The sequence below is a fragment of the Leifsonia sp. CL147 genome, assembly GCF_900114565.1.
In the GTDB taxonomy this organism is placed as follows: Bacteria; Actinomycetota; Actinomycetes; order Actinomycetales; family Microbacteriaceae; genus Leifsonia.
Genome location: NZ_FOTM01000024.1, coordinates 16281 through 43033, shown reverse-complemented (window position 1 = coordinate 43033; position 26753 = coordinate 16281). Strand labels below are relative to the sequence as shown.

The 26753-nt window shown below is 69.9% G+C and carries 22 protein-coding genes; 11 read left to right on the top strand and 11 right to left on the bottom strand.

Annotated elements, in window-relative coordinates:
• Window positions 1-42 precede the first annotated feature (42 nt).
• From ilvD to BM287_RS16375, 5 genes are all read right to left on the bottom strand, one after another.
• Window positions 43-1737 carry a dihydroxy-acid dehydratase gene (gene ilvD, locus BM287_RS16395; RefSeq protein ID WP_090041721.1) on the bottom strand — a complete coding sequence of 565 codons (1695 nt, stop codon included), beginning with the start codon at window positions 1735-1737 and terminating at the stop codon, window positions 43-45.
• A gap of 71 nt (window positions 1738-1808) precedes the next feature.
• Window positions 1809-2636 (bottom strand): trehalose-phosphatase, encoded by an 828-nt coding sequence (gene otsB, locus BM287_RS16390; RefSeq protein ID WP_090041724.1) that lies wholly within the window; start codon window positions 2634-2636, stop codon window positions 1809-1811.
• A gap of 40 nt (window positions 2637-2676) precedes the next feature.
• Entirely contained in the window at window positions 2677-4158 is a 1482-nt protein-coding gene (gene otsA, locus BM287_RS16385; RefSeq protein ID WP_244528413.1) for an alpha,alpha-trehalose-phosphate synthase (UDP-forming), read from the bottom strand.
• A gap of 188 nt (window positions 4159-4346) precedes the next feature.
• Window positions 4347-5252 carry an SGNH/GDSL hydrolase family protein gene (locus BM287_RS16380; protein WP_090041729.1) on the bottom strand — a complete coding sequence of 302 codons (906 nt, stop codon included), beginning with the start codon at window positions 5250-5252 and terminating at the stop codon, window positions 4347-4349.
• Between the two features lie 104 nt (window positions 5253-5356).
• Complete coding sequence (locus tag BM287_RS16375; RefSeq protein WP_090041734.1) at window positions 5357-6043, bottom strand: TetR/AcrR family transcriptional regulator; 687 nt, start codon at window positions 6041-6043, stop codon at window positions 5357-5359.
• A 120-nt stretch (window positions 6044-6163) separates the two neighbouring features.
• On the opposite strand from BM287_RS16375, the gene BM287_RS16370 reads away from it, so the two are divergent.
• Together BM287_RS16370 and BM287_RS16365 are read left to right on the top strand one after the other, a co-directional pair.
• Window positions 6164-9094, top strand: a complete 2931-nt coding sequence (locus tag BM287_RS16370; protein WP_090041736.1) for an MMPL family transporter — start codon at window positions 6164-6166, stop codon at window positions 9092-9094.
• Complete coding sequence (locus tag BM287_RS16365; protein ID WP_090041738.1) at window positions 9091-10965, top strand: YhgE/Pip domain-containing protein; 1875 nt, start codon at window positions 9091-9093, stop codon at window positions 10963-10965. The genes BM287_RS16370 and BM287_RS16365 overlap by 4 nt, the downstream gene beginning before the upstream one ends.
• A gap of 743 nt (window positions 10966-11708) precedes the next feature.
• On the opposite strand, the gene BM287_RS16360 is transcribed toward BM287_RS16365, so the two are convergent.
• A complete protein-coding gene (locus BM287_RS16360) occupies window positions 11709-12863 on the bottom strand; it encodes an SLC13 family permease (RefSeq protein ID WP_090041741.1) in 1155 nt (384 codons plus the stop codon).
• Between the two features lie 62 nt (window positions 12864-12925).
• On the opposite strand from BM287_RS16360, the gene BM287_RS16355 reads away from it, so the two are divergent.
• Both BM287_RS16355 and BM287_RS16350 read left to right on the top strand, forming a co-directional pair.
• Window positions 12926-13144 carry a hypothetical protein gene (locus BM287_RS16355; protein WP_090041743.1) on the top strand — a complete coding sequence of 73 codons (219 nt, stop codon included), beginning with the start codon at window positions 12926-12928 and terminating at the stop codon, window positions 13142-13144.
• Between the two features lie 144 nt (window positions 13145-13288).
• Window positions 13289-13762, top strand: coding sequence for a hypothetical protein (locus tag BM287_RS16350; RefSeq protein WP_244528409.1), 474 nt, complete (start codon window positions 13289-13291; stop codon window positions 13760-13762).
• Between the two features lie 63 nt (window positions 13763-13825).
• Here BM287_RS16350 and BM287_RS16345 read toward each other — a convergent pair whose 3' ends face one another.
• Window positions 13826-15202 carry a glucose-6-phosphate dehydrogenase gene (locus BM287_RS16345; protein WP_170857597.1) on the bottom strand — a complete coding sequence of 459 codons (1377 nt, stop codon included), beginning with the start codon at window positions 15200-15202 and terminating at the stop codon, window positions 13826-13828.
• Window positions 15203-15231: 29 nt separating this feature from the next.
• On the opposite strand from BM287_RS16345, the gene BM287_RS16340 reads away from it, so the two are divergent.
• Genes BM287_RS16340 through BM287_RS16330 form a run of 3 tightly spaced genes read left to right on the top strand, consistent with a single transcriptional unit; the run spans window position 15232 to window position 17803 of the window.
• Window positions 15232-17019: a glycoside hydrolase family 15 protein gene (locus BM287_RS16340; RefSeq protein ID WP_090041750.1), complete on the top strand. Its 1788-nt coding sequence runs from the start codon at window positions 15232-15234 to the stop codon at window positions 17017-17019.
• On the top strand, window positions 17019-17309 hold the full coding sequence (gene clpS, locus BM287_RS16335) for an ATP-dependent Clp protease adapter ClpS (RefSeq protein ID WP_090041753.1): 291 nt from the start codon (window positions 17019-17021) through the stop codon (window positions 17307-17309). Before BM287_RS16340 ends, clpS begins: the two co-directional genes overlap by 1 nt.
• Window positions 17306-17803, top strand: a complete 498-nt coding sequence (locus BM287_RS16330) for a DUF2017 domain-containing protein (RefSeq protein WP_090041824.1) — start codon at window positions 17306-17308, stop codon at window positions 17801-17803. The genes clpS and BM287_RS16330 overlap by 4 nt, the downstream gene beginning before the upstream one ends.
• A gap of 54 nt (window positions 17804-17857) precedes the next feature.
• Here the strand turns inward: BM287_RS16330 and BM287_RS16325 are convergent, their stop codons facing one another.
• The 4 genes from BM287_RS16325 to BM287_RS16310 form a co-directional block, all read right to left on the bottom strand.
• Complete coding sequence (locus BM287_RS16325) at window positions 17858-18979, bottom strand: baeRF11 domain-containing protein (RefSeq protein ID WP_090041755.1); 1122 nt, start codon at window positions 18977-18979, stop codon at window positions 17858-17860.
• Window positions 18980-19090: 111 nt separating this feature from the next.
• A complete protein-coding gene (locus BM287_RS16320) occupies window positions 19091-19426 on the bottom strand; it encodes a hypothetical protein (protein WP_090041758.1) in 336 nt (111 codons plus the stop codon).
• On the bottom strand, window positions 19404-19991 hold the full coding sequence (locus BM287_RS16315; RefSeq protein ID WP_139230717.1) for a Tle-like phospholipase domain-containing protein: 588 nt from the start codon (window positions 19989-19991) through the stop codon (window positions 19404-19406). The genes BM287_RS16320 and BM287_RS16315 overlap by 23 nt, the downstream gene beginning before the upstream one ends.
• On the bottom strand, window positions 19988-20410 hold the full coding sequence (locus BM287_RS16310) for a hypothetical protein (protein ID WP_139230716.1): 423 nt from the start codon (window positions 20408-20410) through the stop codon (window positions 19988-19990). The genes BM287_RS16315 and BM287_RS16310 overlap by 4 nt, the downstream gene beginning before the upstream one ends.
• Before the next feature lie 851 nt (window positions 20411-21261).
• Between BM287_RS16310 and BM287_RS16300 the strand changes: the two genes are divergently transcribed.
• The 4 genes from BM287_RS16300 to BM287_RS16285 all read left to right on the top strand — a co-directional run bounded on the left by BM287_RS16300 (window position 21262) and on the right by BM287_RS16285 (window position 26748).
• The gene (locus BM287_RS16300) at window positions 21262-23349 is read left to right on the top strand and encodes a hypothetical protein (protein WP_090041768.1); all 2088 of its coding nucleotides are present in this window, start codon (window positions 21262-21264) and stop codon (window positions 23347-23349) included.
• 10 nt (window positions 23350-23359) lie between these two features.
• Window positions 23360-24376 (top strand): LacI family DNA-binding transcriptional regulator, encoded by a 1017-nt coding sequence (locus BM287_RS16295; RefSeq protein ID WP_090041771.1) that lies wholly within the window; start codon window positions 23360-23362, stop codon window positions 24374-24376.
• A 65-nt stretch (window positions 24377-24441) separates the two neighbouring features.
• On the top strand, window positions 24442-25764 hold the full coding sequence (locus tag BM287_RS16290; protein WP_170857596.1) for an ABC transporter substrate-binding protein: 1323 nt from the start codon (window positions 24442-24444) through the stop codon (window positions 25762-25764).
• Between the two features lie 6 nt (window positions 25765-25770).
• Window positions 25771-26748, top strand: coding sequence for a carbohydrate ABC transporter permease (locus tag BM287_RS16285; RefSeq protein ID WP_090041773.1), 978 nt, complete (start codon window positions 25771-25773; stop codon window positions 26746-26748).
• Window positions 26749-26753 lie beyond the last annotated feature (5 nt).

Here is a 26753-nt window from a genome sequence, read left to right as displayed (position 1 = left end):
CCCTTACGTACGAAGTGGTGGAAGCGGTGCTGGGGCGAAGCCTCAGCCCGTCACGGCTCCTTCTGCAGCGGAGCGCACGAGCTTGGAGAACTTCGCGAGAACGCCACGGGTATAGCGCGGAGGAAGAGGCGCCCAGCCTTCACGGCGGGCGGTCAGCTCTGACTCGTCGACAAGTAGGTCGAGGGAGCGAGCCGCGATATCGACCCGTATCAGATCACCATCGCGCACGAAGGCGATGGGACCTGCGTCCACCGCTTCGGGTGCTATGTGGCCGATGCACAGGCCGGTTGTGCCGCCTGAGAATCGTCCGTCCGTCAATAGTAGTACATCCTTGCCGAGCCCTGCGCCCTTGATGGCAGCCGTGATGGCGAGCATCTCGCGCATCCCCGGGCCGCCCTTCGGGCCCTCGTACCGGATGATGACCACATCGCCGGCGTAGATGCGGCCCTCGGTGAGGGCATCCATCGCCTCGCGCTCGCGCTCGAACACGCGTGCCGGGCCCTCGAAGACCTCGGCGTCGAAGCCGGCCGTCTTGACGACGGCGCCGTCCGGTGCCAGCGAGCCCTTGAGGATGGTGATGCCGCCCGTGGGGTGGATGGGGTTGTCGAGCGGCCGCATCACCTCGCCGTCGGGTGCAGGCGGGTTGATCTCGGCCAGGTTCTCGGCCACGGTCTTCCCCGTCACCGTCAGGCAGTCGCCGTGCAGGAGCCCGGCGTCGAGCAGCGCCTTCATCACCACCGGGACACCGCCGTGGCGGTCCACATCGTTCATGACGTACTTGCCGAACGGCTTGAGGTCGCCGATGTGCGGCACCTTGTCGCCGATGCGGTTGAAGTCGTCGATCGTGAGGTCGACCTCGGCCTCGTGAGCGATCGCCAGCAGGTGCAGGACGACGTTGGTCGAGCCACCGAAGGCCATCGCGACGGCGATCGCGTTCTCGAACGCCTTCTTGGTGAGGATGTCGCGGGCGGTGATGCCCTTCCGCAGCAGGTTCACCACGGCCTCGCCGGAGCGGTGCGCGTAGTAGTCGCGGCGGCGGTCCGCCGAGGGCGGCGCGGCCGAGCCGGGCAGGCTCATCCCGAGCGCCTCGGCGACCGAGGCCATGGTGTTCGCGGTGTACATGCCGCCGCAGGCGCCCTCGCCGGGGGCGATGGCGCACTCGATGCGCTTGAGGTCCTCTTCGCTCATCTTGCCGGCCTTGCACGCGCCGACCGCCTCGAAGGAGTCGATGATCGTGACGTCCTTCTCGGTGCCGTCCGAGAGCTTGACCCAGCCGGGAGCGATGGAGCCGGCGTAGAGGAACACGGCGGAGAGGTCGAGACGGGCCGCCGCCATCAGCATGCCCGGAAGCGACTTGTCGCAGCCGGCGAGCAGGACCGTGCCGTCGAGGCGCTCGGCCATCATCACGGTCTCGACCGAGTCGGCGATGACCTCACGCGAGACGAGCGAGAAGTGCATCCCCTCGTGGCCCATCGAGATGCCGTCGGAGACGGAGATGGTGCCGAACTGGAGCGGATAGCCGCCACCCGCGTGCACGCCCTCCTTGGCGCCCTGCGCAAGGCGGTCCAGCGAGAGGTTGCATGGCGTGATCTCGTTCCAGGAGGAGGCGATGCCGATCTGCGGCTTCTCCCAGTCTTCGTCCCCCATACCGACGGCGCGGAGCATCCCGCGGCTGGTGGTGGCTTCGATCCCGTCCGTGACGACGCGCGAACGCGGCTTCCAATCGACTTCTGGCATGGAACAACTCTAGGACGTCTCGAATGCCCGCCGGACCATGTGCCGATACCGGTGGAGAACCGGCGGCGTCCTCAGTCTGTGGACGACTGGACGTGCGCCTCGCGCGCGTCGGCGAGCATCCCGAGGAGCGTGGCGATGGCCGGCTCGTCGGCGACCCGGAACTGCGCGGCCGTCTGCCCCTCGCCGACCTTGATGCCGACATCGCCCTGCGCCGGACGGAGCACGCGGAAGCCGTCCTCGTCGGTGACGTCGTCGCCGGCGAACAGCACGCCGGTCGCCTGCGTGTAGCTGCGCAGCCGATCGACGCCTTCGCCCTTGTGCGCGCCGCGCACCGAGAACTCGATGATGTCCTTGCCGTCGCGGATGGTGAGGTCGTGGCTCACCGTCGCCGCGGCCTCCCGCGCTCGGCGGACCACCTCGGCTCCCCGGTCGCCCGGCACCTTGCGGTAATGCACGCCGAAGCCGACCGGCTTGGTCTCGAGCTTCGCGCCGGGGATGCCGTCGACGAGACCCTGGAGCACCTCGCCCAGCCGGGCCATCGTCTTCTTCTCGGCGTCCGCCAGGTCGATCGAGACGCCGTCGCGGCCCAGGCGCGTCTCGACCCCGTGCGAACCGATCAGCAGCGCATCCTCGTCGGCCTCGGTCACGATCTCGAGGCTGGTCAGCGGGCGGCCGGAGACGTACCCGACCCAGGTGCGGGGCAGCCGCTCCAGACGGTCGAGCGCAGCTTTCGCCGCGGGCAGGGCGCGAGCGCCGCGCGGCACATCCACGAGGGGAGCCAGCGTCCCGTCGAAATCCAGGGCGAGCAGCAGCCGCTCGGTCGCTGCAAGCTCGCGCAGGGCGGAGGCGAGGGCGATCGCGGAAGCGGGCGGGAGGTGGTGCGGGGCGGTGTCGATCATGCGTCTTTCGCGTGGGGATTAGGAGGACGGGAAGGGCGGCTCAGCGCCGGTTCACGGGCGGGTTCTGCAAGGGGTGGTCGCCGTGCGCGCTGCGCGTCAGGGCGTCGAGGAACGATGCGGACCAGCGGGCGACGTCGTTGGTGAGCACCTTCTTGCGCAGGGCGCGCATCCGGCGGTTGCGGTCGCGTCGTGGCATGGCCAGCGCCTGCAGCACGGTCTCCTTGAGACCCTCGATATCGTGGGGGTTGATCAGGAGCGCCTGCCGGAGCTCATCCGAGGCCCCCGCGAACTCGCTGAGCACGAGCACGCCGTCCTCGTCGACGCGGGTTGCGACGTACTCCTTGGCGACCAGGTTCATCCCGTCGCGCAGTGCCGTCACGAGCATCACGTCGGCGGCCAGGTAGAGCGCGACCATCTCCTCCCGCGGGTAGCCGTGATGGAGGTAGGCGATGGCGGTGTGCCCGAGCGTGGAGTAGTCCCCATTGACGCGGCCGACGGTCAGCTCGATCTCGTCCCGGAGCTGCCGGTAGGTCTCGACCCGCTCCCGGCTGGGGCTCGCGACCTGGACGAGCGTCACGTCCTCCGCCTTCAGCCGGCCCTCCTCGAGGAGCTCGCCGAAAGCGGTGAGGCGGTGGCCGATCCCCTTCGTGTAATCGAGCCGGTCGACACCGAGCATGATCTTCTCGGGGTTGCCGAGCTCCGCGCGGATCTCCCGCGCCCGCGCCTGGATCTCGGGTCGCCGCGCGAGCGACTGGTACTGGTCGACATCGATCGAGATCGGGAAGGCGCGCGCCAGAACCGTGCGCACCAGCCCGCCCCGGCGGCCCGTGGTGACGTGCCGGTGCGATCCGGCCTCCGGGTCGTCTCCGTCGATGGGCACTTCGATGATCGGCCCGCGCGTCTCGAAGCCCTTCAGACGGCGCACCGCCCGGGAGAAGTTGCCGGCGTCGGCGACCCGCTGGAAGCCGATGACGTCCGCGCCCAGAAGCCCGTCGATGATCTGGCGGCGCCACGGCAGCTGCGAGTAGATGCCGTACGGCGGGAAGGGGATGTGGTTGAAGAAGCCGATCACCAGATCCGGCCGCAACTCGCGCAGCATGGCCGGCACCAGCTGCAGCTGGTAGTCGTGCACCCAGACCACGGCGCCCTTCGCGGATGCGGAGGCCGCCGCCCGCGCGAACCGGCGGTTCACGTTCACGTAGCTGTCCCACCACTCCCGGTGGTAGCTCGGCTGGGCGATCACATCGTGATACAGCGGCCACAGGGTGTCGTTGGAGAAGCCCTCGTAATAGCGCTGGAGCTCCTCCTCGGACAGCGGCACCGGCACGATGCTGATCCCGCCCGCCTCGAACGGCTCGATCTGCTCGCCGGCGACACCCGCCCACCCGATCCAGACGCCGTCCTTCGCGCGCATGACGGGCTCGAGCGCCGCCACCAGCCCGCCGGGGGACGGCCGCCAGTCGGACTTCCCGGTGTCGTCGACCACACGGTCGACGGGCAGGCGGTTGGACACGATGACCAGGTCGTACTGCTCGGTCTGCGGCGCGTCGGCGTGCGGCGCATCGTGGTCCGGCGCGGTGGCGGGCGGCGTGTCAGGCGTCGCTGTGATGGTGGGTCAACTCCCTCGAAGGGTCGGGACGTGGACACCAGCCAGGGTACCAGCGTCCTCCCAGGCGGCTCCGACGCGCGGCCCGCGGGACCCGGGAGGGGCTACTTCGCCGTGCCGAGCAGCTGGACGAGTCGTGCGGCGTACTCCGCGTAGCCGGCCGCCGTGGGATGGAACACGTCGGGGCCGGTCGTGTTGAGCCAGGGCTTACGGTCGCCGATCGCGTGTCCCGCGAAGTCGACCGGGAGGTACGTCATCGGCTTCCCGGCGCTCCGCTGCTGGTCCACCGCCTGGCGGACGACCTCGTTGAGCCCGAGCGTCGCCGCGTTGATCGCCGCCGCGGTCCCGAAGTCTTTCGCGTTCGGATCGGAGGCGTCGTACAGCAGGGTGTAGCCGGTCACCACGATGCGTGCGTTCGGCGCGGCCTGAGCGATGGCGCTGTAGACCGTGGTCAGGCGGTCGGGCAGGACGTTGAGGAGGGAGAGAGCCGCCGTCACCTCGTTCCGGCAGGCCGCCGCCTTGCCTGCGGCGCAGTCCGCTGCGATCGCCTGCACGCCGAGGTCGTTCCCGCCGATGCTCACCGTGACGAGATCGGTCCGCTCGTCGAGGGCGATCAGCTGGTGCTTCAGCAGGTCGGAGGTGGTGGCGCCGGCGCAGGCGGCGTTGACGATCAGGTCCACGCCGGAACGCCGGGCGAACACGGACGGATAGCTGTACGGGCTGAGCCGGCAGCCGCCCTTCTCCGCACCGGCGCCCAGTCCGGCCGCGAAGGAGTCGCCCAGCGCCACATACCGGGTGAGCGGGGTGAGCGGCTCCGTGTGGAACGGGTCGGGCGTGGATGTGGGCGCCGGGACGTCGGTGGCGGGAGCCTGCGGTCTCTGGGCGCTCGTCGGCGAGCCCGAGCATCCGCTCAGCAGGGCGATGCAGGCGGCCGAGGCGATCACCGCGGCGGCACGGAGCAGACGCGGAACGCGTGCCGCACGGGGTGTCCGGGATCCTTCGGCTCGCATCCCTCAGATGCTAGCGGCCCACGCTTGACGAACGCTCAAACGGCCACGGGAGGCTGCCCGCTCGGCCCGCACGCGGCCCGCTCGGCGCGCACGCGGCTCCCCGTTCAGGTGCGCTCGGTGAGTGCGAGCAGGATGGCCGGGACCGACTCCGAGAGCCGCGCCGTGAACGACCGCTGGTCTCCGGAGAGCACTGCCCGCGCTTCACCGCTGGCACAGAGCTCGGCGATGACGCGGACGGCTTCCCCCGCGTCGATCGTGAATCGGCGCCGTGCGCTCGCCAGCGCCGCCACGACGATCTCGGTGAGCTCGGAGAAGAACTCGTCGTGGTAGCGCAGGTAATCGGCGGCGATCGAGTGATCGCGCAGTGCCATGAGCTGGAACTCGGCCTGCACGAGCCACCACCGGCGGTCGTCGGACTGCAGCTCCAGGATGCGGCTGATCGTCTGCAGGACGTCCTCATCCCCCAGTTCCGCCCCCTCGTCCCCGACCAGGGGTGTGAGGAACTGGTCGACGCCGGTGACGAGCTGCTCCACGCGCATGGCCTTCTCGCGCTCCATGAGAGCGAAGAACAGCTCCTCCTTGCTCGAGAAGTTCGAGTAGAACGCGCCGCGGGTGAAGCCGGCGGCTTCGGCGATGGTCTCGACGCTGGCGGCCCGCACACCCTCCTCGGCGAACACCTCGAAGGCCGCATCGAGCAGGCGGGTGCGGGTGCGCCGACGGCGGGCGGACTCCGTGGGGCCGTCCTCGCGGCCGTCTTCGGTCACGCCGTCACTGAGAGTCGTGCGTTCCAAGCTGAAACCTTCCTGAATCGAGCTTCCGATACAGAAGTGTATCCGATACGGTCATGTACGGATACAAGGGTGTATCGAAAATTCTTTGATCATCCTCGATAGTCAATCACTGGAGAACGCGTGTCCTCGCTTCTGTATTCGGTCGGCCGGTGGGCCTACCGAGCCCGCACCCTCGTCGTCATCGTCTGGATCGGGCTCCTGGCCCTTCTCGGCGGCGGCGCGCTCCTGTTCAACCAGGGCACGGACAACAGTTTCAGCATCCCCGGCACGGAGTCGCAGGAAGCGCTCGACACGCTGAGTCGCACGTTCCCGCAGGTCAGCGGCACGAGTGCGCAGCTCGTCGTCGTGGCGCCCGAGGGCCGGACAGTCGATGACAGCGACATGAGGCAGCCGGTCGAACACGTCGTCGGAGTGCTGAAGAAGGTCGACGGCGTCTCGGGCGTCAGCTCCCCCTATTCCGCTCAGGTCAAGAACCTGATCTCCGGCGACCGCTCGGCGGCCATCGTGACGGTCCAGCTCACGGGCCAGATGACCACGGTGACGGATGCGACCAAGACCGCCCTGAAGGATGCGGGAGCCGACCTCGCGAAGCAGCTCCCGGACGGTTCGAAGTCGGCGCTCGGGGGTCAGTTGTTCTCGCAGAACCTGCCCTCCCTGTCCCTCATCGAGCTCATCGGCGTTGGAGTCGCGCTCGTGGTGCTCATCCTCACGTTCGGCTCGTTCCTGGCGGCCGGGATGCCGCTCCTCACGGCCCTTCTCGGTGTGGCCATCTCGATGTGCCTGATCTTCATCGCGACGCTCTTCGGCTCGATCTCGTCGACCACCCCGATGCTCGCCCTGATGCTGGGCCTCGCCGTCGGGATCGACTACTCGCTGTTCATCATCTCCCGTCACCAGGCCCAGCTGAAGGCAGGCGTGCCTCCGGCGGAGTCGGCCGCACGCTCCGTTGCGACTGCCGGATCCGCGGTGCTGTTCGCCGGGATCACCGTGATCATCGCGCTGGCCGGACTGGCCGTGGCGAACATCCCGTTCCTCACCACGATGGGCATCGCCGCGTCGGTCGGCGTGGCGGTCGCCGTGCTCGTGGCACTGACGCTCACGCCCGCGATGCTCGGCTTCGCAGGAGCGCGGCTGACGCCCGGGCGCCGGAAGGCTGCGCGGGCGGCCCGGAGGCGAGCGACGGCAGCGGCGGCGACCGACGTGCCGGCATCCCCGGCGGCGCCCGCCGCCACGACCGCGGCCGGGTCCGCCGAGCCGGCCGGCACCCCCGCCCACTCCTTCGCGCATGCCGCGAAAGCCGACATCCCCCCCGGGTTCTTCCGGGGCTGGGTGCGCGCTGTCACGCGGTTTCCGATCGTCACGATCGTCGCCGTGATCGTCGCGCTCGGGGTGGCGGCCATCCCGGCGCTCCAGTTGCGCCTGGCGCTGCCCGATGCCGGGTCGCAGCCCGAGGGAACGCCGGCGCGGGTCGCCTACGACCTGGTGTCCGACCACTTCGGTCCCGGCTACAACGGCCCGCTGATCGTGACGGGCTCGATCATCTCGAGCACCGATCCGGTCGGACTGATGACGAAGATCGGCCACGAGATCTCCCGGCTGCCGGGCGTCGCCTCCGTCCCGCTCGCTGTTCCCAACGCGACCGCCGATACCGGCATCGTGCAGGTCGTCCCGACGACCGGTCCCGACGACCAGAAGACGGCCGCCCTGGTGGCCGAGCTCCGCGGGAAGCATCAGCACTTCCTCGACCAGTACGGCGTCGACCTCAAGGTGACCGGGAACACCGCCGCGCAGATCGACGTATCCTCGCGGCTGGCGGGAGCACTGCTCCCCTTCGGCCTCCTCGTCGTCGGTCTGTCCCTGATCCTGCTCACCATGGTGTTCCGCTCGATCGCGGTGCCGATCAAGGCAGCCCTCGGCTACCTGCTCTCCGTCGGTGCGGCGTTCGGCGCCGTGACCGTGGTGTTCGAGTGGGGCTGGTTCGGCGATGCGCTCCATGTCGACAAGACCGGGCCGATCATCTCGTTCATGCCGATCATCCTGATGGGCGTGCTGTTCGGGCTGGCGATGGACTACGAGGTGTTCCTGGTCAGCCGCATCCGCGAGGACTTCGTGCACGGCGGCGACGCGCGCCGCGCCATCCGGAGCGGGTTCGTGAGCTCTGCGAAGGTCGTGACCGCGGCCGCCGTCATCATGATCTCGGTGTTCGCCGCGTTCGTGCCGGAGGGCGACGCGTCGATCAAGCCGATCGCGCTCGGCCTCGCGGTCGGGGTGTTCGTCGACGCGTTCATCGTCCGGATGACCCTCGTGCCCGCGATCCTCCAGCTTCTCGGCGACAAGGCCTGGTGGATGCCCCGCTGGCTCGACCGCATCCTCCCCTCGTTCGATGTGGAAGGCGACGGCCTGCAGAAGGAGCTCGAGCTCGCGAACTGGCCCACCGACGTCGCCCGGATCGTTGCGGCCGCGGACGGGCTGGGCGTCAGCGCGCGGAGCCGGCGGCTGGTCGGTGACGTGTCATTCCGGCTCTCCGACGGGGAGGTGCTCGTGGTGCGCGGTGACGACCGCACGGCCGCGGCCGCTGTGCTCATGGCGATCACCGCACGGACGCCCGTCGACTCCGGCACGGTGAAGGTCGCGGGCTTCGTGCTCCCGACGCGCGGGGCGGCGGTCCGCTCGCGGACGGCCGTGGTCCGGCTGGATGCGGCCGAGACCCCCGTGGACGATCTGCGCCGGGCGCTGGCCGGGCGCCCGCAGCTCGTGGCGCTGGACGCCGTCGACACGCTGACCGATCCCGTCGAGCGGCGGCGCATCCGGGCAGAGCTGACGGCTGCGCTCAGCCGCGCCCGGGTCGAGGGGCGGCCGTTTGCGCTCGCCGTCGGCTGCGTCGATCCCTCGCGGCTCGATGACCTCCTCCCGGAGACCGCAGAGCCGGCCATCCTCGACCTGGACGACCGGGAGCGAACCGTCGCGCAGCGGTCCACAGCACTGGACGAACCCACCGATTCCGACCTCGCCGAGCACGGCGCCCACCTCGAGAAGGCGAACGCCCGATGACCACTTCCTCCCGCCTCCGCCGGCCGCGCTCGCTGTTCTCGCTGGAGCGCCTCCGCTCCGACAAGCGGGTGACCTGGCTGACCATCGCCGGCATCCTGCTCGTCCCCATCACGATCGGAGGGCTGCTCGTCTGGGCGCTGTGGAACCCCACCGATCGTCTGCACGATGTCAAGGCCGCCGTGGTGAACCTCGACACTCCCGTGACGGTGAACGGCCAGACGGTGCCGCTCGGCCGCCAGCTCGCCGCCGGACTGCTCGACTCGAAGAACGAGAACTTCACGTGGGTCCTGACCGACCAGAAGGATGCCGACCAGGGCGTCAGCAGCGGCGAGTACGTGTCCGTGGTCACCATCCCGAAGAACTTCTCGAAGGCGGCGACCTCCATCGCGGGGACGCCTGGCGACGCGAGGCAGGCGACGATCGACGTGCGCACCAGCCCGCAGGCGAAGCTGGTCGATCCGGCGATCAGCCAGGCGGTGACCACGACGGCGACCTCGGTGCTCAACAAGCAGCTCACCTCCACCTACATCGCGAACGTCTACGTCGGCTTTAACACGCTCGGCGGCCGGTTGAACACGGCGGCCACCGGCGCAGACAAGCTCTCCGGAGGGCTGACGCAGCTCGCGAGCGGAACCCATCAGCTGGCAGACGGAGCGGCGCAGCTGTCGACCGGCGCTTCCTCGCTCGCAGACGGGATCTCGACGCTGTCCGACGGCGCGTCGGGCCTCGCGAACGGCCTCGGCACCCTCGCCTCGAGCGGGACGGCCGTTCAGGGCGGGGCGCAGCAGCTCGCCGGGACGGCGGCGACGACGTCCTCGCACCTGACGGCCGCCACAAACGGGATCAACGCGGCGGTCGCGCAGAACTGCGCTCCCCCGGCCGACCCCGCGGTTGCCGCGCTGTGCGCTCAGCTCAAGGCGCAGCTCACCGATCTGAACACGGCGCAGGCGTACGCCGCTGGCCTCTCCTCGGGCAGCCAGAGCTTCGCGACACAACTCGGGCAGTACACCGGCGGCGTGTCGCAGTCGGCGTCGGGAGCAGCGCAGCTGGCCTCCGGCGCATCCCAGTCGGCGGACGGCGCACGGCAGCTGGCGACCGGCGTTCAGCAGCTGAGCGGCGGGATCCCGGCACTCGCGTCCGGCGCCGATCAGTCGGCGTCGGGCAGCGCTTCGCTGGCGTCCGGCCTGCACACCGCCGTCGCACAGTTGCCGAGCTACGACAGCGGAGACCGCACCAGTCTCGCCAAGGTCGCGGCCGAGCCCGTGGCACAGAAGGCCTCCGGCACCACGGCGTTCGGGACCTCCAGCATCCCGCTGTTCGCTTCGGTGGCCCTGTGGCTCGGTGCACTGGCGACCTTCCTGGTCCTTCAGGCGCTGTCGCGGCGTGCGCTGCTCACCTCGCGCAGTGCCGGACGGATCGCACTCGACGGCTTCGCGCCGGCGGCGGCGGTCGGCGCCATCCAGGGCGGCCTCGTGGCTGCGGTCATGGCCCCGGCGCTCGGTCTGGACGTCGGCCACTGGTTCGGATTCGCCGGGGTGGCGGTCGCCGTCGGGATCGCCTTCGCAGCGGTCAACCACGGGCTGGCCGCCCTGCTCGGCGGAGTCGGGCGGTTCCTGTCCATGCTCGTCGTCGTGGTGACGCTCGCGTCGGGGATCGTCTCCACGGCGCCCGGCTTCTTCGGCGCGGCGTTGGGATGGCTGCCGACCTCGCCGGCGATCACCGCGCTGCAGGGTGCCATCGACGGCAGCGCGGACGCCTGGCGCGGCCTCGGAGGCCTACTGCTCTGGGCCGCATCCGGCTTCGCGCTCGCGCTCATCGCGGTCGCACACCGACGCGTCGTGCGCGCCGCGCAGCTCCTCCCCGCCGAGTAGCGCCCCACCCCCTCACCCGTCACCGCCTCACTCGTCTCCCCTCCCTCGCGCCCCGCCCATCCCGCCCCTCCCGCCCCTCCCGTTCCTCCCGCCCACCCCGCCGAGGTGCTCGAAGTCGCACCCGACACGCCGCCGACGCCTGCAACAACGAGCACCTCGGCGGGATGGAGGCCGGGAACAGGATCGGAGTTGCGGAGGCCCCTCCCCGGGGGGAGGGGCCTCCCGGGAACGCCCGCTCCGGAACAGCTCTCTCCGGGAACTGCCCTCGCCGAGGTGCTCGAAGTTGCACCCGACACGCCGCTGGCGCCTGCAACAACGAGCACCTCGGCGAAATGGGACCGGGAAGGGCAAGGGGCCCCTCCGGGGTGAACGGTCCGGAGAATGCCCCTCTCGGGGAACGGCCCACGCCGAAGTGCTCGTTGTTGCACCCGACACGCCGCCGACGCCTGCAACAACGAGCACCTCGGCGAAATGGGACCGGGAGCGGCAAGGGCCCTCCGGGGTGAACGGTCCGGGGAATGCCCCTCTCGGGGAACGGGCCCACGCCGAGGTGCTCGAAGTTGCACCCGACACGCCGCTGGCGCCTGCAACAACGAGCACCTCGGCGGGATGGAGGTGCGGAGGGGGTCGGAAGGCCGGGAGGCCGGGAGGCCGGGAGGCGGGAAGGCGGGAAGGCGGGGAGGCGGGGAGGCGGAGGGTCGGAGGCGGGGAGGCGGAGGCGGACGGGAAGGGGGCGGCGCAGGCTAGACGGTCGCGGCGAGGGCCAGGGTCGCGAGGAGGACCGTGACCGGCGCGACGACGAGGCCGAGGAGCATATAGCGGCTCCACCGGATCTCGACCGCGAACGAGGTCAGGCGCTGGTGCCAGAGCAGGGTCGCGAGCGACGCCCACGGCGTGATCAGCGGGCCGGCGTTCACTCCGATCAGCAGTGCGGCCAGCCGGACGGGGCTGCCGGCCGCCGGCTCCAGCGCGAGGTAGGCGGGGAGGTTGTCGATCGCGTTCGCGCCGATCAGCCCCGTCAGCGAGAGGCGCAGCAGGGCCAGCGGCGATTCGCCCGAACCCGAGATGGTGGCCATCAGCATCCCGAGACCCGCCGTCTGAAGTGCCTGGATGAACAGGAACAGCCCGGACGCGAGCAGCACCAGCTGCCACGGCAGGAGGCCGAACCGCAGCACCCCGCGCCGGCGCACCAGGAACAGCGCCAGGAGCGCGACCGCGGCCGCACTCGCGGGCAGCCAGACCGGGAGTCCGGACACCAGCAGCGGGATGAGCGCGACGACCACCCCACCCGATGTCCAGAACAGCACGGGATCCTCGATGCCGTCTCCGTCCCCCGTGTCGTAGCGGACCAGCAGGAAGCGCCGGGCGACCACGAACACCACGACCATCGGCACGACCATGGCAACGACCGCGGGCGCCAGCATGAGCCCAGCGAAGGCGACCGGGGACGGGTCGCCCATCGCATGCTGGGCCAGCAGGTTCGTCAGGTTGGATACCGGGAGGAGCAGCGAGCCGGCGTTCGCCATCCACACGGTCGTCAGCGCGAACGGGAGCGGGTTGAGGCCCGCGTGACGCGCCATGACGATCACGACGGGAGTGAGCAGGACCGCCGTGGTGTCGAGCGACAGGAACACCGTGCTGAGTGCCGCGACGATCACCACGAGCAGCCAGAGCAGCCACGCGCGTCCCCGGCCCCAGCGGGCGGTCTCCTGGGCCAGCACCGTGAACACCCCGGCCTCGGCCGCGAGCTCCGTGACCACCGTGATCGCGACGACGAACAGCAGGATGGGCCAGACACGATTCCAGAGGACGACCGCGTCCGAGACGGGAAGCAGGCCGGTGGCGACGGCTGTTCCGCCGAGCACGAGGAGCGCGACGCCCACGATCGCTGTGCGCATCCTCCTCCTCCCATTCCGGCCCGGGGAAGCCTACGCTACGGGAGGGAACCGGAAGGAACAGGATGCGCAAGTACCTCTTCAACGGCGCGATCATCAGCGCGGCCATCGGTCTGTGGACCACCATCCAGGCCTCCAGGAAGGGCCCGAGGGATTGGCGCGTCCCGCTGATGTGGGTGAACGCGGCGATCTCGCTGGCCCTCGCGATCGGAGCCGTGCTGGACGAGTCCCGGGAGGCGTCCGAGCGCGAGTCCCGGTCGGTGGAGGCCCGAAAGGGCCGTTGACCCGCTGATTTCCGCTGATTTCCGCCGAATCTCCCGGCGTGTCCGGCGGGTTGGCGGCGTCTCCGTCCAGGACACTTGTATTCAGGTGAACCTGGAAGGGGATGCGCGATGTTTGGTCGTAGGCGGCATGCCGCGGCAGTGCCGGTGGCACCGGTCCCTCAGCTGACGGACGCTCAGATCCTCGAGCTCGTGCACACGAAGGTGGCCGAGCTCATCGGCGCGGACGGCGAGTGGACCGTCGTCCGCCGCGCCCTGGACGACACCGACACCATCTTCCACTCGATCCTCGCGCAGTCCGTCTCGGTCGGCATCGCCGCCGCGATCGCCGAGGCACGCCGTCGGATCGAGACGGGCGAGTCGCTCTCCGAGCCGCAGCACCTCGCGCCGGTCCTCAGGGACGCCCCCGCCCCGGTGGAGGCGCCGGCCGTCGCCACCGCGAGCGAGGCGGAGCCGGCCGAGCCGGCCGCTGCCGTTGCCGAGACTCCCGCCGAGCCCGCACAGGCCGTGGCCGAGCCGGCCGCGATGGCCTGGGAGCCCGCGCCCATCACCCAGTGGACGGACCTGCGCAAGCCCGTCACCGGCGAGTTCCCGCTCGTCTCGCAGCGCACCGCGGCCTGACCGACCCCGCCGTACCGACCAGGACCTGGGCCTGACCGTCCCACGACCCGGTCCTCCGAGCTGTCAGCCCAGCCCGGCCCAGCCGTCCGGACCCTCCGACCCCGCCGGGTACTCCTCCAGCGGGACGCGCCCCTCGCGCCAGGCGGCCAGGACCGGCTCCACGATCCGCCAGCACTCCACCGCCGTGTCGGCCCGGACCGACAGCGAGGGGTCGCCATCCAGAATGCCTTCCAGCACCTCGCCGTAGGCCAGCAGGGCGCCGGGCCCGAAGTCGGCCGTGAGGGATGCGCGTTCCAGCCCGAACGGGTCGTCCGTCCCGTTGATGTTGACCTCGAGCGACAACGCGTCCGGAGCGAACAGGAGGCGCAGCTTGGCCGGCTCGGTCGTCCCGGTCAGCCCGCTCGGGACGTGCTGCGCCGGTGCGAAGGTGACGACCATCTCGCGCCGCCGGCTCCCGAGCGCCTTCCCCGACCGGAGGGTGAACGGCACGCCCTTCCACCGCCACGTATCGATCTGCAGCGTCACCTCGGCGAGAGTCTCGGTCTGGCGGGAGGGATCGACGCCCTCTTCGTCCGCGTAGGCAGGGAGCTTCCTGCCCTCGATCTCCCCCGCCGCGTAGCGGGCGCGCCGGCTGGCGGTCACGGGGTCGTCGTCCCAGACGCGGGTGGCGCGCAGGACCAGCCCCTTCGCATCCCGCAGGTCGCGCGCGCCGAGCGTCGACGGCGGCTCCATCCCGAGCACCGACATCACCTGCAGCAGGTGGCTCTGGATCATGTCCATCAGGGCTCCGGCGGTGTCGTAGTAGCGCGCGCGTCCCTCCAGGGCCAGCGTCTCGTCGTAGAGGATGTCGACGCGCTGGATGTGCAGGCCGTCCCAGAGCGGCTCCAGGATGCTGTTGGCGAACCGCAGCCCGAGGATGTTGAGCACGCTCGACCGGCCGAGGAAGTGGTCGACGCGATGGATCTGGTCCTCGGGTACCAGGCGGGCCAGCCGCTCGTTGAGGCGGATCGCGCTTTCCCGGTCGGTGCCGAACGGCTTCTCCAGCGCCAGCGTCAGCCCTGCGGGGAGGTCGAACGTGCCGAGCGCGTCGCACGCCTTCGCGGTGATCGCGGGAGGGAGGGCGAAGTACAGGGCAGGCACGCCCTCCACACCGGAGAGCAGCGCCTGGAGGTCGTGGGCGCTGGTCGCGTCCGCCTCGACGTACCGGGTCTCCTTCAGCAGGCGGTCGACCGCTGCGCCCTTCGCCTCCACCGTGGCGAACGACTCCCGGACGCGGGCGCGCCAGGTGTCGTCGTCCAGGGCGTCGCTGCTCGCGCCGATCAGGGTGAACGCGCGCTCCGGCTGATCGGTGAGGAGCTGCCCGATGGCCGGGAGGAGGAGTCGTGACGTGAGATCGCCCGATGCTCCGAGAATCACCAGAGTGCTCACGGACTGCGTCATGCCGATCACAGTACGTCCATACTGGGAATATGTCGCTCCCCATCGAGGATTACGCCCTGATCAGTGACTGCTTCACCGGGGCGCTCGTGGGGAAGGACGGGAGCATCGACTGGGCGTGCCTGCCCCGCTACGACTCCCGCTCGACCTTCGGGGCGCTCCTGGGGACAGAGGACCACGGCCGCTGGCTGGTGGCGCCGGTGGATGCGACAGCGTCCAGCACGCGCCATTACGAGAGGGACACGATGATCCTCGTGACCCGCTGGAGGACCGCCGACGGCGAGGTCGAGGTCACGGATGCGATGCCGATGAACGACCACCGGGCCGACATCGTGCGACGGGTCCGCGGGGTGCGGGGGAAGGTGCGCATGCGGCAGGACCTGCGCATCCGCTTCGGCTACGCGACCGCCATCCCCTGGGTGCGCCAGCTGAAGGGCGAGCACAGGCCGGCGATCGTCGCCGTCGCCGGCCCGGATGCCATCGTGGTCCGCGGCGCTCAGCTGCACGCCGCCAACCACTCGCACCAGGGCGAGTTCACGGTCGGCCCCGGCGAGACCGTCGACCTGACGATGACCTGGTACCCGTCGCACCGTGACGCTCCGGCGGCCCTCGATGTCGAGGCCTCCCTCCAGCGCACACGCGAGTGGTGGACGGCCTGGGCCGCCACCTGCGCGCACGAGGGACCGTACCGCGACGAGGTCGTGCGGTCGCTCATCCTGCTGCGCGCCCTGACCCACCTGGAGACCGGCGGTATCGTCGCGGCGGCCACGACCTCCCTTCCGGAGGCGTTCGGAGGCGAGCGCAACTGGGACTACCGGTTCGTGTGGCTGCGGGATGCGTCCCTCACCATCGGCGTGCTCCTCACCCACGGCTACAACGACACGGTGGACCACTGGCGCGACTGGCTGCTGCGCGCGATCGCGGGAGACCCGGGCGACGTCCAGATCATGTACGGCCTGGCCGGCGAACGGGATCTCGCCGAACGGATCGTCACCGCCCTGCCCGGCTACCAGGGTGCGCGGCCGGTGCGGATCGGCAACGAGGCATCCACCCAGTTCCAGGCGGACGTGATCGGTGCGGTGATGCTGGCGCTCGACCACGGCCGGCGCGCCGGCAACGTGGAGACGCGGTTCTCCTGGGCGCTGCAGCGGGCGCTGATGGGGTACCTGGAGCAGCACTGGCGGGAGCCGGATCACGGCATCTGGGAGATCCGGGATGTCCCGCAGCACTTCACGCACTCCCGCGCGCTCGTCTGGGCCGCGTTCGACTGCGCGGTCCGCGGCGTCGAGCTGGACGGGCTCGAAGGGCCGGTCGAGCGCTGGAAGCGCGAGCGGGACGCGATCCGGGCCGACATCGAGATGAACGGCTGGGACCCCCACCGCGGAACCTACGTGCAGCACTACGGCACGACCGAGGTGGATGCGTCCCTCCTCCAGCTGGTGCAGGTCGGCTTCGTGGACGCCGAGGACCCGCGGATGCTCGGCACGGTCAAGGCGCTCGAGGAGGACCTGCTGCGGGACGGCCTGCTGCTGCGCTACCGCACCGAGACCGGGGTGGACGGGCTGCCGCCGGGCGAGCATCCCTTCCTCGCGTGCTCGTTCTGGCTGGTCGAGCAGTACGCCCGCTCGGACCGGCTCGCAGACGCCACCGCGCTGATGGACCGGCTCGTCGGGCTCGCGAACGACGTCGGTATGCTCTCGGAGGAATACGACGTCGAGGGGCGCTCCCACGCCGGGAACACACCGCAGGCCCTGACGCACCTCGCGCTCGTCCGTGCGGCCGACGCGATCGGCGGGCTGCCGCTCTGGCCGGGACTGTGATGACGGACGCCGGCACCCTCGAGGAGACGAGGACCGACGAGCTGCTGGAGCTCGGCTCCCCCTGGGTCACCATCGTCTGGAACGATCCGGTCAACCTGATGAGCTACGTGACCTACGTGTTCCAGACGTACTTCGGCTTTCCGCGACGCGAGGCCGAGCGGCTGATGATGATGGTGCACACCGAGGGCCGGGCGGTCGTGGCGACGGGGACGCGCGAGGAGATGGAGCGGCACGTGGAGGCGATGCACGAGTACGGGCTGTGGGCGACGCTCACCAAGGCGGACGCGTGACTCCGTTCCGGCGACGCCGCGACGGCCGGGTGAGCGCCTCCTTCCAGCCGGCGGAGGCACAGCTGCTGCTCTCGCTCGCCGAGGAGGCGGTGGAACTCGCTCGGGCGGCAGCCGCGACGGAGAACGGCGAGACGGACCCCGCGCTGCGCCGCCTGCTGCCGGACGCCTACCCGGACGACCCCGAGGCATCGGCGGAGTTCCGGCGCTTCACTGCGGCCGGCCTCGCTGATCGCAAGGAGCGGAACGCCCGGGTGCTGATGGATTCGCTCGCGGCGCCGTCGGACCATGCCGTCCGCGTCGTCCTGGACGAGGACCAGGCGTCGGCCTGGCTGCGCACGATCACGGATGTGCGCCTCGTGCTCGCCTCGCGGCTCGGCATCCACGAGGACGGCGACGAGGGCCACATCCACGATGAGGAGTCGGCCATGCAGCGCGCGGTATACGACTGGCTCGCCGGGGTTCAGGAGCTGCTGGTGCTCGCGTTGCGGCCGTAGCCGGGGCGGCCCCGGAAGCCGCAGCGACCGCCGGATCGACCGGTGGTTCGCCGCTCAGACCGGGTAACGCACGGCTGCCGCGGCCGCTCCCCCGCCCGGTATGTCCTCGGCCCGCAGCGCATACACCTTCGCCTTCGAGGCCAGTGCCCGTCGCAGGATCTCGTCCACCACTCCGTAGTCACCGGTGCCGTCGTCGTCCGCGAACTCGACCGCCCCCGTCTCGTCGTCGATGGTGCCCGGCACCCGGCGGTCGATGTCGATGACGAGCGACTCGACGGCGCCGAACGTCGCCGCCCGGGCGATATCGCTGAGGTCGACGAGGGCGGTGCCCGCGGCGATCCGTGACTCGTACCCGTCCCGGAGGGCCGCCACCTTGCCGGCGTACAGCCGGTCGAGCACTCCGCGGGCGGCCGCTGCGAGCTCCTCGTCGGTCTTCTCCTCCGGGTTGCCCGCGATGACTTCCGCGACCAGCCGGGGGTGGTCGCTCGCTCCCCGGAAGATGCCGGAGAGCGGTTCGGCGGCGGCGAGGATCAGCGGCTCCGACGAATTCGCGAGCACGGGATGCAGCGCGCGCTCGATCGCCTGCACGTACTCCAGCATCCGGACCTTCTGGCCCTCCGATCCCTGGATGCGCCCCTCGGCCTGCCGTCCGCTGACCGAGGTCTTGCCTATGGCGTCGGCGACATCGCGCGGCATCCCGGGCACGTCCATACGCTCCGGCGGCCGGTCCGGAGTGAGGTGCAGCAGGCGCACCGAGTTGCCGGCGAGGGCCAGGATGAGGGCGGACTGGGGGAAGGTCAGCGTCCGCAGCAGCGGCTTGACGTAGAAGCGATCGGCGACCTCGCAGGCGGTGCCGAGCCGGTTCGGAAGACGGAAGGTCTCGGCCAGGTCGCCGTCGAGGAACACGGCGAGCGACCGGGACTGGTAGCGCCAGAAGTCGCGGTCGTCGAGGATGCGCTGCCCCTCGGTCTGCACGCCCTGGATGCGCGAGCGCGGCACACCCAGCTTCTCCAGCGCGCGCTCGGCTGCGGTCAGATGATTCTTCAGCTCGATCCGCGCCCGGTCCGCCTCCGCGGGCGTCGTTCCGGTGGGCAGGTAGATGCTCACGCAACCGGGATGGCGCAACGCGGCGATCCGTTCGACGTCGGCCTTGGTGGGAATGTCCTTGTATTCCACAGTGGTCCTCCTTCAGCCCCGGCGATGGGCGTGGTCGGTTGCGGTGCGGCCAGTCTCGTCGTCCGGCAGGCGGGTTCACAAGTCTCTGGCCGACATTCCGGGAGCCACGGTTCACTCCTCTCGTCGTTGCTCCTCGATGAAGCTGTCCCGCTCCAGTGCGTGCTGCCGCATCATGGCCTCGTAGTCCTCTTCGAGCTCGGCGATCCTGTGCCCGGCGGAGCGCACGGTTTGGTCGGTCAGATCGGAGATGCGCTGGAGTTCCGCGCGGAAGCCCGGGTCGTCCGCGATGCCCTGGCGGGCGCTGAGTTCATAGAAGCTCTCCTGAACCAGGTGGATCCGCGAGCGGTAGTGCGCGACGTATTCATCCGCGAGTTCGATGCGCCGCTGCGCGGTCGCTCGAATCTGGTCCTGGGCGTCCTCGAGCTCACCGAGAGATCTGTAGGTCACGATCCCATTCGTTGACGTAGTTGTGCAGGGGCTTGTGGCCGGCTGCGAGCTCGCTCTGCAACCAGGCTTTCGCCTCCGGCGAGAGCCTCTCCCACGGATCGGGGCCGTTGAACGTCGTCGAGTGCCACCGGTGCTCCGCCGCAATCAGCATGGCCAGGAATGCGCCCAGCGAATGCCCTGACGTCGTGATCGATGCGCCCGGGTTCGCCCGCCTGACTCTGTCCGCGAACCGCTCGGCGTCGTCGATCTGTGATCCGATCACCTGCTGATTGCCCACGACCGACTCGACGTCGGCGAGAACGTCGGCGCGATGGTCCGGGTTCGTGCCCGCATACGTCACAATGATCTGCGACATGTCCGGGACGCCATTCACAACCGGGACGACTGCCATCGCCTGGAACCCGTTCACCGGATTGTCCTCGGTATCGATCACTTCATACCGCTGCTTGTTCGCGCCACTACCAGCGTAGAAATTCTCCCCTTTCGCTAGCGGAGGATCTCGCCGAAGCGGGTCCACCAAGTAGGCCTCATTAGCAATATCCACGTACTCCTCGGCCGTCGTCATTCGATGACCTCCGTGGTCCCGTCGCTATAGATCACCGTCAACGGGCCAGATGGAGTCGTGGGGGGCGACTCCGGCGGGACATCGCTCCCTCCCACGTATGCTGGACCGATGTCCGGGCCGATTATCACCTGGTACTCCACACCAAGAACGGTTGCGACAGCATTGACGCTCCAAGATGCGCCAAACCCGGGCCTATCGCCCTCTTGTGTGAAGCGGATCTTCTCGACAACCGGCTGCCACTCATTGCGATACACCACCGCCGTTTCTCTCTGCAGTTCCTTGTTTGAAGGGTCCGGACTCATGAGGCGATCTCCAATCAACGAGCAGGCCGTCGAACTCACGACCAACAGGGCGCTCAGCGCCAAGACTTGTACGAGACGAGCAATTCGCATTCGCTTCCTTCGTTCGATGTCGAACACCGCGACACGACGACCATCCGTGGCCGGAAGCCGCACGGACCTCTCACTAACACGAGGACGCGGCATCGGCGCGAACGTGACGGACATGCTCGCTTGTTGACATTCGCGTGATCGTGGCCCGGCCGTCCCGCGCCCAGGCGCAGGTCCTGCCTCAACCGGTCAACTTTGTACGCCTCGTTGGCAATATGCACGTACTCCTGAGACGCCGTCATCCGATGACCTCCCGCGTTCCATCGCTATAGGTCACCGTCAACGGGCCAGATGGAGTCGTGGTGGGCGCTTCAGGTGGCACGCCGATGCCGACGAAAGCCGGCCCGATGTCTGGGCCGATGATCACCTGGTACTCCACACCGCTCACCGTGGCGACCGCATTGACACGCCAGGACGCACCGAGCCCCGGCCGATCGCCCCCGCGGGTGAAAAGTACCTTCTCGACGTCCGGCTGCCACTCCCGGAATGCCAGCGCCGACTCTCGTTGTGGTTCCCGATTCGGCGGGTCCGGGGGCGCCAGGCGATCTCCAATCAATGAGCATGCGGCCGAAGTCACGACCAACATGGCGCTCAGAGCCAGGACCGCTATGAGACGAGCTACACGCATTCGCATTCTTTCGTCGACGTCGAACACCGAGACCACAACGACCATCCGTGACCAGAAGGTGCACAGGCCCGTCAGTACCTGTAGACGCGGCAGTAGCACGAACGTGACGGGCGTGCCCTCGCGTTGACATTTCCGGGATCGAGGCCTACCGTCCTTTAAACCGGTTTAGATGACAGCTCGTGGCTGAGCGTGAAAAGCCTCGAGGCAGCCCGCGAGCCGGCACCGAGAACGACGAGCATGAGGGGTCGCAACGATGCGCAACCGAGTACAGACGATGCCGAGGGCCGCGGCCGCCCTTGCCCTGGGCGCCTCTCTCGCCCTGACGGCGGCGGTCCTCCCCGCGCACGCGACTGCAGTCGCTGCGGCGAGTGCAGGTGAGCGCGCCGCCGCCTCCACCTCGAAGCTGACCAACCTCGCCCACCTGGACTTCCTGCTCGACGAGGTGCCCCTACTCCCCGGCGTCGCCGGCCACACCACGTACCGGGCCGCGGAGGAGCCGGTCGCCCGCGCGCCCTGGGTCTACGCCGATCGGCAGAGCGACGGCACCTTCCGCCGGGTCGGCGGGGGTCCGATCACCGACCCGGCGCGCGGCTGGTACGCGCAGGGCGCCTACGACGCCGACGACATCTCGCGCGCGGCGGTCGTCTACCTGCGCGACTGGAAGCAGAACGGCACTGCATCGAGCCGGACGACGGCCTACCAGCTGCTCCGGTCGCTCACCTACCTGCAGACCTCCGACGGCCCGAATGCCGGCAACGTCGTGCTCTGGCAGCAGCACGACGGGACGCTGAACCCGTCGGCCATCCCGAAGGAGCTGCCCGACCCGTCCGACTCCGCGGAGTCGTTCTGGCTCGCCCGCACGGTGTGGGCGCTGGGCGAGGGATACGCCGGCTTCCGTTCGGCCGACCCCGGGTTCGCGACGTTCCTCCGCGACCGGCTGCACCTGGCGCTCTCGGCTCTCGAGCGCCAGTCGCTCGGGCAGTATCCGAAAACCGAGGTGGCGAACGGCGTGACGGTTCCCGGCTGGCTGATCGTCGGAAGCGCAGGGGCCACCGCCGAGGCCGTCCTCGGGCTGAGCGCCTACGCCGCCGTCGAACCCGGCGACACCGAGGCACGGACCGCGCTCGCCCACTACGCCGCCGGGATCGCGGAGCTGCAGAGCGGCGGAGTCGGCCAGTGGCCGTTCGGCGCGCTCCTTCCTGAGGCGAACTCGCCGACGTTCTGGCACGCCTGGGCCGGGATGGAGCCCGCAGCCCTGACCGCCGCCTCCGGAGTGCTCGGCGATGCCTCCGTGCAGCGCGCGGCGACGACCGATCTCGCTCAGTTCACGGCACAGCTGCTGGCGACCGGAGGGCCCGACAACGGGTGGACTCCGACACCGGCCGATCGCACCCAGATCGCCTACGGCGTCGACTCGCGGCTCGAGGGGCTTGTGGCCGCAGCCGATGCGACCGGCGCCACGGGGCTCGCTGCCCTCGCCGGCGCCCAGGCCGCCTGGTATTTCGGTGCGAACCGGGCCGGTGTGCCGGCCTACGACCCGGCGACCGGGGTCTGCGTCGACGGCATCGCGGGCGACGGAACGGTCAACCGCAATTGCGGCGCCGAGTCCGTCATCCACACCGAGCTGAGCATGCTCGCGCTGGATGCGCATCCCGCCATCGCGCGCGCAGCGACCTCCTTCACCCGCACGACCGCGGCCTCCGGGCTCAGCGTGGTCGAAGCCGAGAGCGGAACAACGACCGGTCCGGTCACGACGGTCACGCCTCCCTCGGCGTGGACCGGATCGGCCAACTGGTCGGGCGGCGCCTACCTGCAGGCGGGCGACGGCTCGTCCGTGACGCTGCAGCTCCCCGCCGGCCATCCTGCCCTGCGCGTCCTGCCCATCGCCGATCTCGGGCCGGAGGACCCGACCGACGCAGGCACCACCTCCTGGACCGCCACCGTAGGACGGGTGGCCCTGCCGCTCGGCGGTACGGACAACGTCCGGCCGGCCGAACAGGGCATCGCCCCCAGCCCGGTGTTCCTGCTTCCGCAGACGCTCCCCGTCGCCGTCCCGGCGCAGGCCACCGCGGTCACGGCCCGGGTCTCCGGTACGGCACGACTGGATGCGGTGCTCCTGCAGCCGATCGTCTCCCACCTGGGCCTTGCCGGGAGCAGCGCGCTCGACGTCTACGTGAACTCCACGGACCTGCCGGTCTCCCAGCGGCTCGACGCGACGGGTCCGGTCACGGTGACGAGCTACGACTCGACCGGCCGTCAGTTCGGCCAGCCCCAGACCCGCGGCGGCCACTCCATCGTCATCGTCCCGCCCGGTGGCTTCGTGACGGCGAGCACGCGATGAGGATGGACGCATGAACGCCAACGTCACCATCAACGATGTCGCCCGCGCCGCGGGCGTCAGCAAGTCCCTCGTCTCGCTCACGCTGAACGCACGGCCCGGGGTCGCCAGCGAGACGCGGGAGCGCATCCTGCAGACCGCCCGCTCGCTCGGCTGGACCCCCAACCCGGGCGCCCGCGGCCTCACCACGCGCCGCGCCTACGCGCTCGGCCTGGTACTGCGGCGGGAGCCGCGGACCATCGAGGTCGACCCGTTCTTCGCGGCGTTCATCGCGGGCGTTGAGACGGTGCTCTCCGAGCGCGGGAACGTGCTCGTCCTGACCGTCGTGCCGGACCGCACGGCCGAGGAGCGCGCGTACGAGCGGCTCGCCGCCGACAAGCGCGTCGACGGCTTCCTCCTCACCGACCTGCTCGCCGAGGATGAGCGCATCCCGTTGATCGAGCGGCTCGGCTCGTTCGCGGTGTCGCTCGGCGAGCCGCTCGGCGGGAGCCCGTTCCCCGTCATCACCCGCGACTACGACGCGGGCATCGACGACCTCGTCGCCCATCTGGTGGGCCTCGGCCATCGACGGATCGCCCACGTCTCCGGCGACGAGCGGATGCTGCACGGCCTGCGCCGGCGCGAGCGCTTCGAGCGCATCGCGCACGCCGCCGGGCTGACGCCGCTCGTCGTCCCCACAGACTTCTCTCCCGAGCAGGGTGCAGAGGCCACGAAGGCCCTGCTCGAGAGGGAGGACCGCCCGACCGCGATCGTCTACGGGAACGACCCGATGGCGATCGCCGGGATGGGCGTCGCGCACGAACGAGGGCTCGACCTGCCGGCCGATCTCTCGATCACCGGGCTGGACGGCTCCCAGATCGGGTCGTTCGTCTACCCGTCCCTCACAACGCTCGACAACGACCCGGCCGGCTGGGGAGTCGCCGCCGCCACCGCACTGCTGCGGCTGGTGGAGGACGGCGAGTCGGGCGATGTCGCGCTCCCCCCGGCCCGGCTGATGGTGCGAGCATCCACCGCACCACCGGCGGGCTGAACAGCGCTCGGCTGCACCACGCCGAGCTGAACCACCGGGCCGAACGGCCCACCGAAAGGCACATCATGCACGACAACATCCTGCGGCGGAAGAACCTGCGAAGGGGCAGAGCCGCCGCCTCCCTCATCACAGCCGGTCTGATCGCCGCAACGCTCGCCGCGTGCAGCGGAAGCGGCGGGGGCGCCACCGACGCCATGAAGGCGCACGGACCGATCACCATCTGGTACTCGAACAACACCCAGGAGGTGCAGTGGGGCAAGGCGATGGTCGCGGACTGGAACTCCGCGCATCCCAAGGAGCAGATCAAGGCACAGGAGGTTCCCGCCGGTAAGAGCACCGAGGAGGTCATCGGCGCGGCGATCACGGCCGGCACGACCCCCTGTCTCGTGTTCAACAACCTTCCCGCCGCCACCGGCCAGTGGCAGAAGCAGGGCGGCCTCGTCGACCTGTCGAAGTTCTCGGACGGCGCCGGCTACATCGAGGCGCGCAGCGGGGATGCGGCCAAGCAGTACAAGTCCCCCAACGGCGACTACTACCAGATGCCGTGGAAGCAGAACCCCGTCATGATCTTCTACAACAAGGCGATCTTCCAGAAGGCCGGGCTCGATCCGGCCAACCCGAAGCTGTCGACCTACGCCGACTTCCTGGCGACCGCGCAGAAGATCAAGTCCTCCGGAGCCGCTCCGTACGCCATCTACCCGGCGCCGACCAGCGAGTTCTTCCAGGTGAACTTCGACTACCTGCCGCTCCTGGCAGCACAGACCGGAGGCAAGACCTTCATCGACAACGGCAAGGCGGCCATCACCAGCTCTGACGCGCTCGACGTGGCGAACTTCTGGAAGACGATCTACAGCGACGGCCTCGCCGGCAAGGAGCAGTACCAGGGCGATGCCTTCGCCGACGGAAAGTCCGCGATGGCGATCGTCGGACCGTGGGCGATCGCGTACTACGGGAACAAGGTGCAATGGGGATCCGTCCCCGTCCCGACCAAGGACGGCAAGCCGGCCGACCAGACCTACACCTTCCCGGACGCCAAGAACATCGGCATGTACACCTCGTGCAAGAACCAGGGCACGGCGTGGGACGTGATCAAGTTCGCGACCAGCAAGGCGCAGGACGGCAAGCTGCTGGATGTCACCGGCCAGATGCCGATCCGCACCGACCTGGCCTCGACGTACTCCTCGTACTTCTCGTCGCATCCCGCGTACAAGGAGTTCGGAGCGCAGAGCGCCCGCACGGTCGATGACCCGACCGGCACCAACACGATCGCCCAGATGCAGGCCCTCCGGGACGCCTACACGAAGTCGGTGGTGAACGGCACTGGCACGGTCGAGGATGCGTTCAAGGCCGCCGCGGACAAGATCGACCGGCTCCAGGCCCAGAAGTAGCCGGCCATGAGCACTTCGGTCCGCGGCCCCTCGGCCGCACGCCCGGCGGCGGGCACCGCGCCCGCCGCCGGGAGGGGGCGCCAGCACCGGCGCCCGCTCGTGCAGCGCATCCTGGGAACCAACCCACTGGGCTGGCTGTTCAGCGCGCCGTACCTGGTCTTCGTGATCGCGATCTTCGCGTTCCCGCTCTGCTTCTCGGTGTACATGTCGTTCTTCGACTACTTCTTCGCAGCGCCGGGCGCGAACGTCGACCGGCCGTTCGTGGGGCTCGCCAACTACACCCAGGCATTCAGCGACCCGGCCGTGCTGCAGTCGTTCGTGAACGTCGGGATCTTCCTGATCATCAACGTTCCGCTCACCGTGGTGCTCGCCCTGCTGCTGGCCTCCGGGCTCAACAGCATCGTCCGGTTCCGGACGTTCCTGCGCGTGAGCTACTACGTGCCGTACGTCACGGCCAGTGTCGCGACGATCGCGGTCTGGCTGTTCCTGTTCGGGCAGAGCGGACTCGTCAATCAGCTGCTCGGGCCGCTGGCTCCGAGCCCCAGCTGGCTCTCCAACCCGGCGCTGGCCATGCCGTCGATCGCGATCTACGTCACCTGGAAAGGCCTGGGGTTCTACATCCTGCTGTACTTGGCCGCGCTCCAGAACGTGCCGACCGAGCTGTACGAGTCGGCCGCGACTGACGGAGCCGGAAAGGTGCGGCAGTTCTTCTCCGTGACCCTTCCGGGCGTTCGGCCCGCGACCGTGCTGGTGCTGCTGCTGGCCACGATCACCGGGGCCAACCTGTTCACCGAGCCGTACCTGCTGACCGGCGGCGGCGGGCCGGAGGGACGCTCGACCTCGCCGGTGCTGCTGATCTACCAGCAGGGCATCCAGCAGGGTCACCCGGGGTACGCCAGCGCCATCGGGGTCCTCCTCGTGATCGGCGTGCTCATCATCGGATGGCTGCAGAACCGCTTCGTCGGTGGGAGGAACGAATCATGACCGCA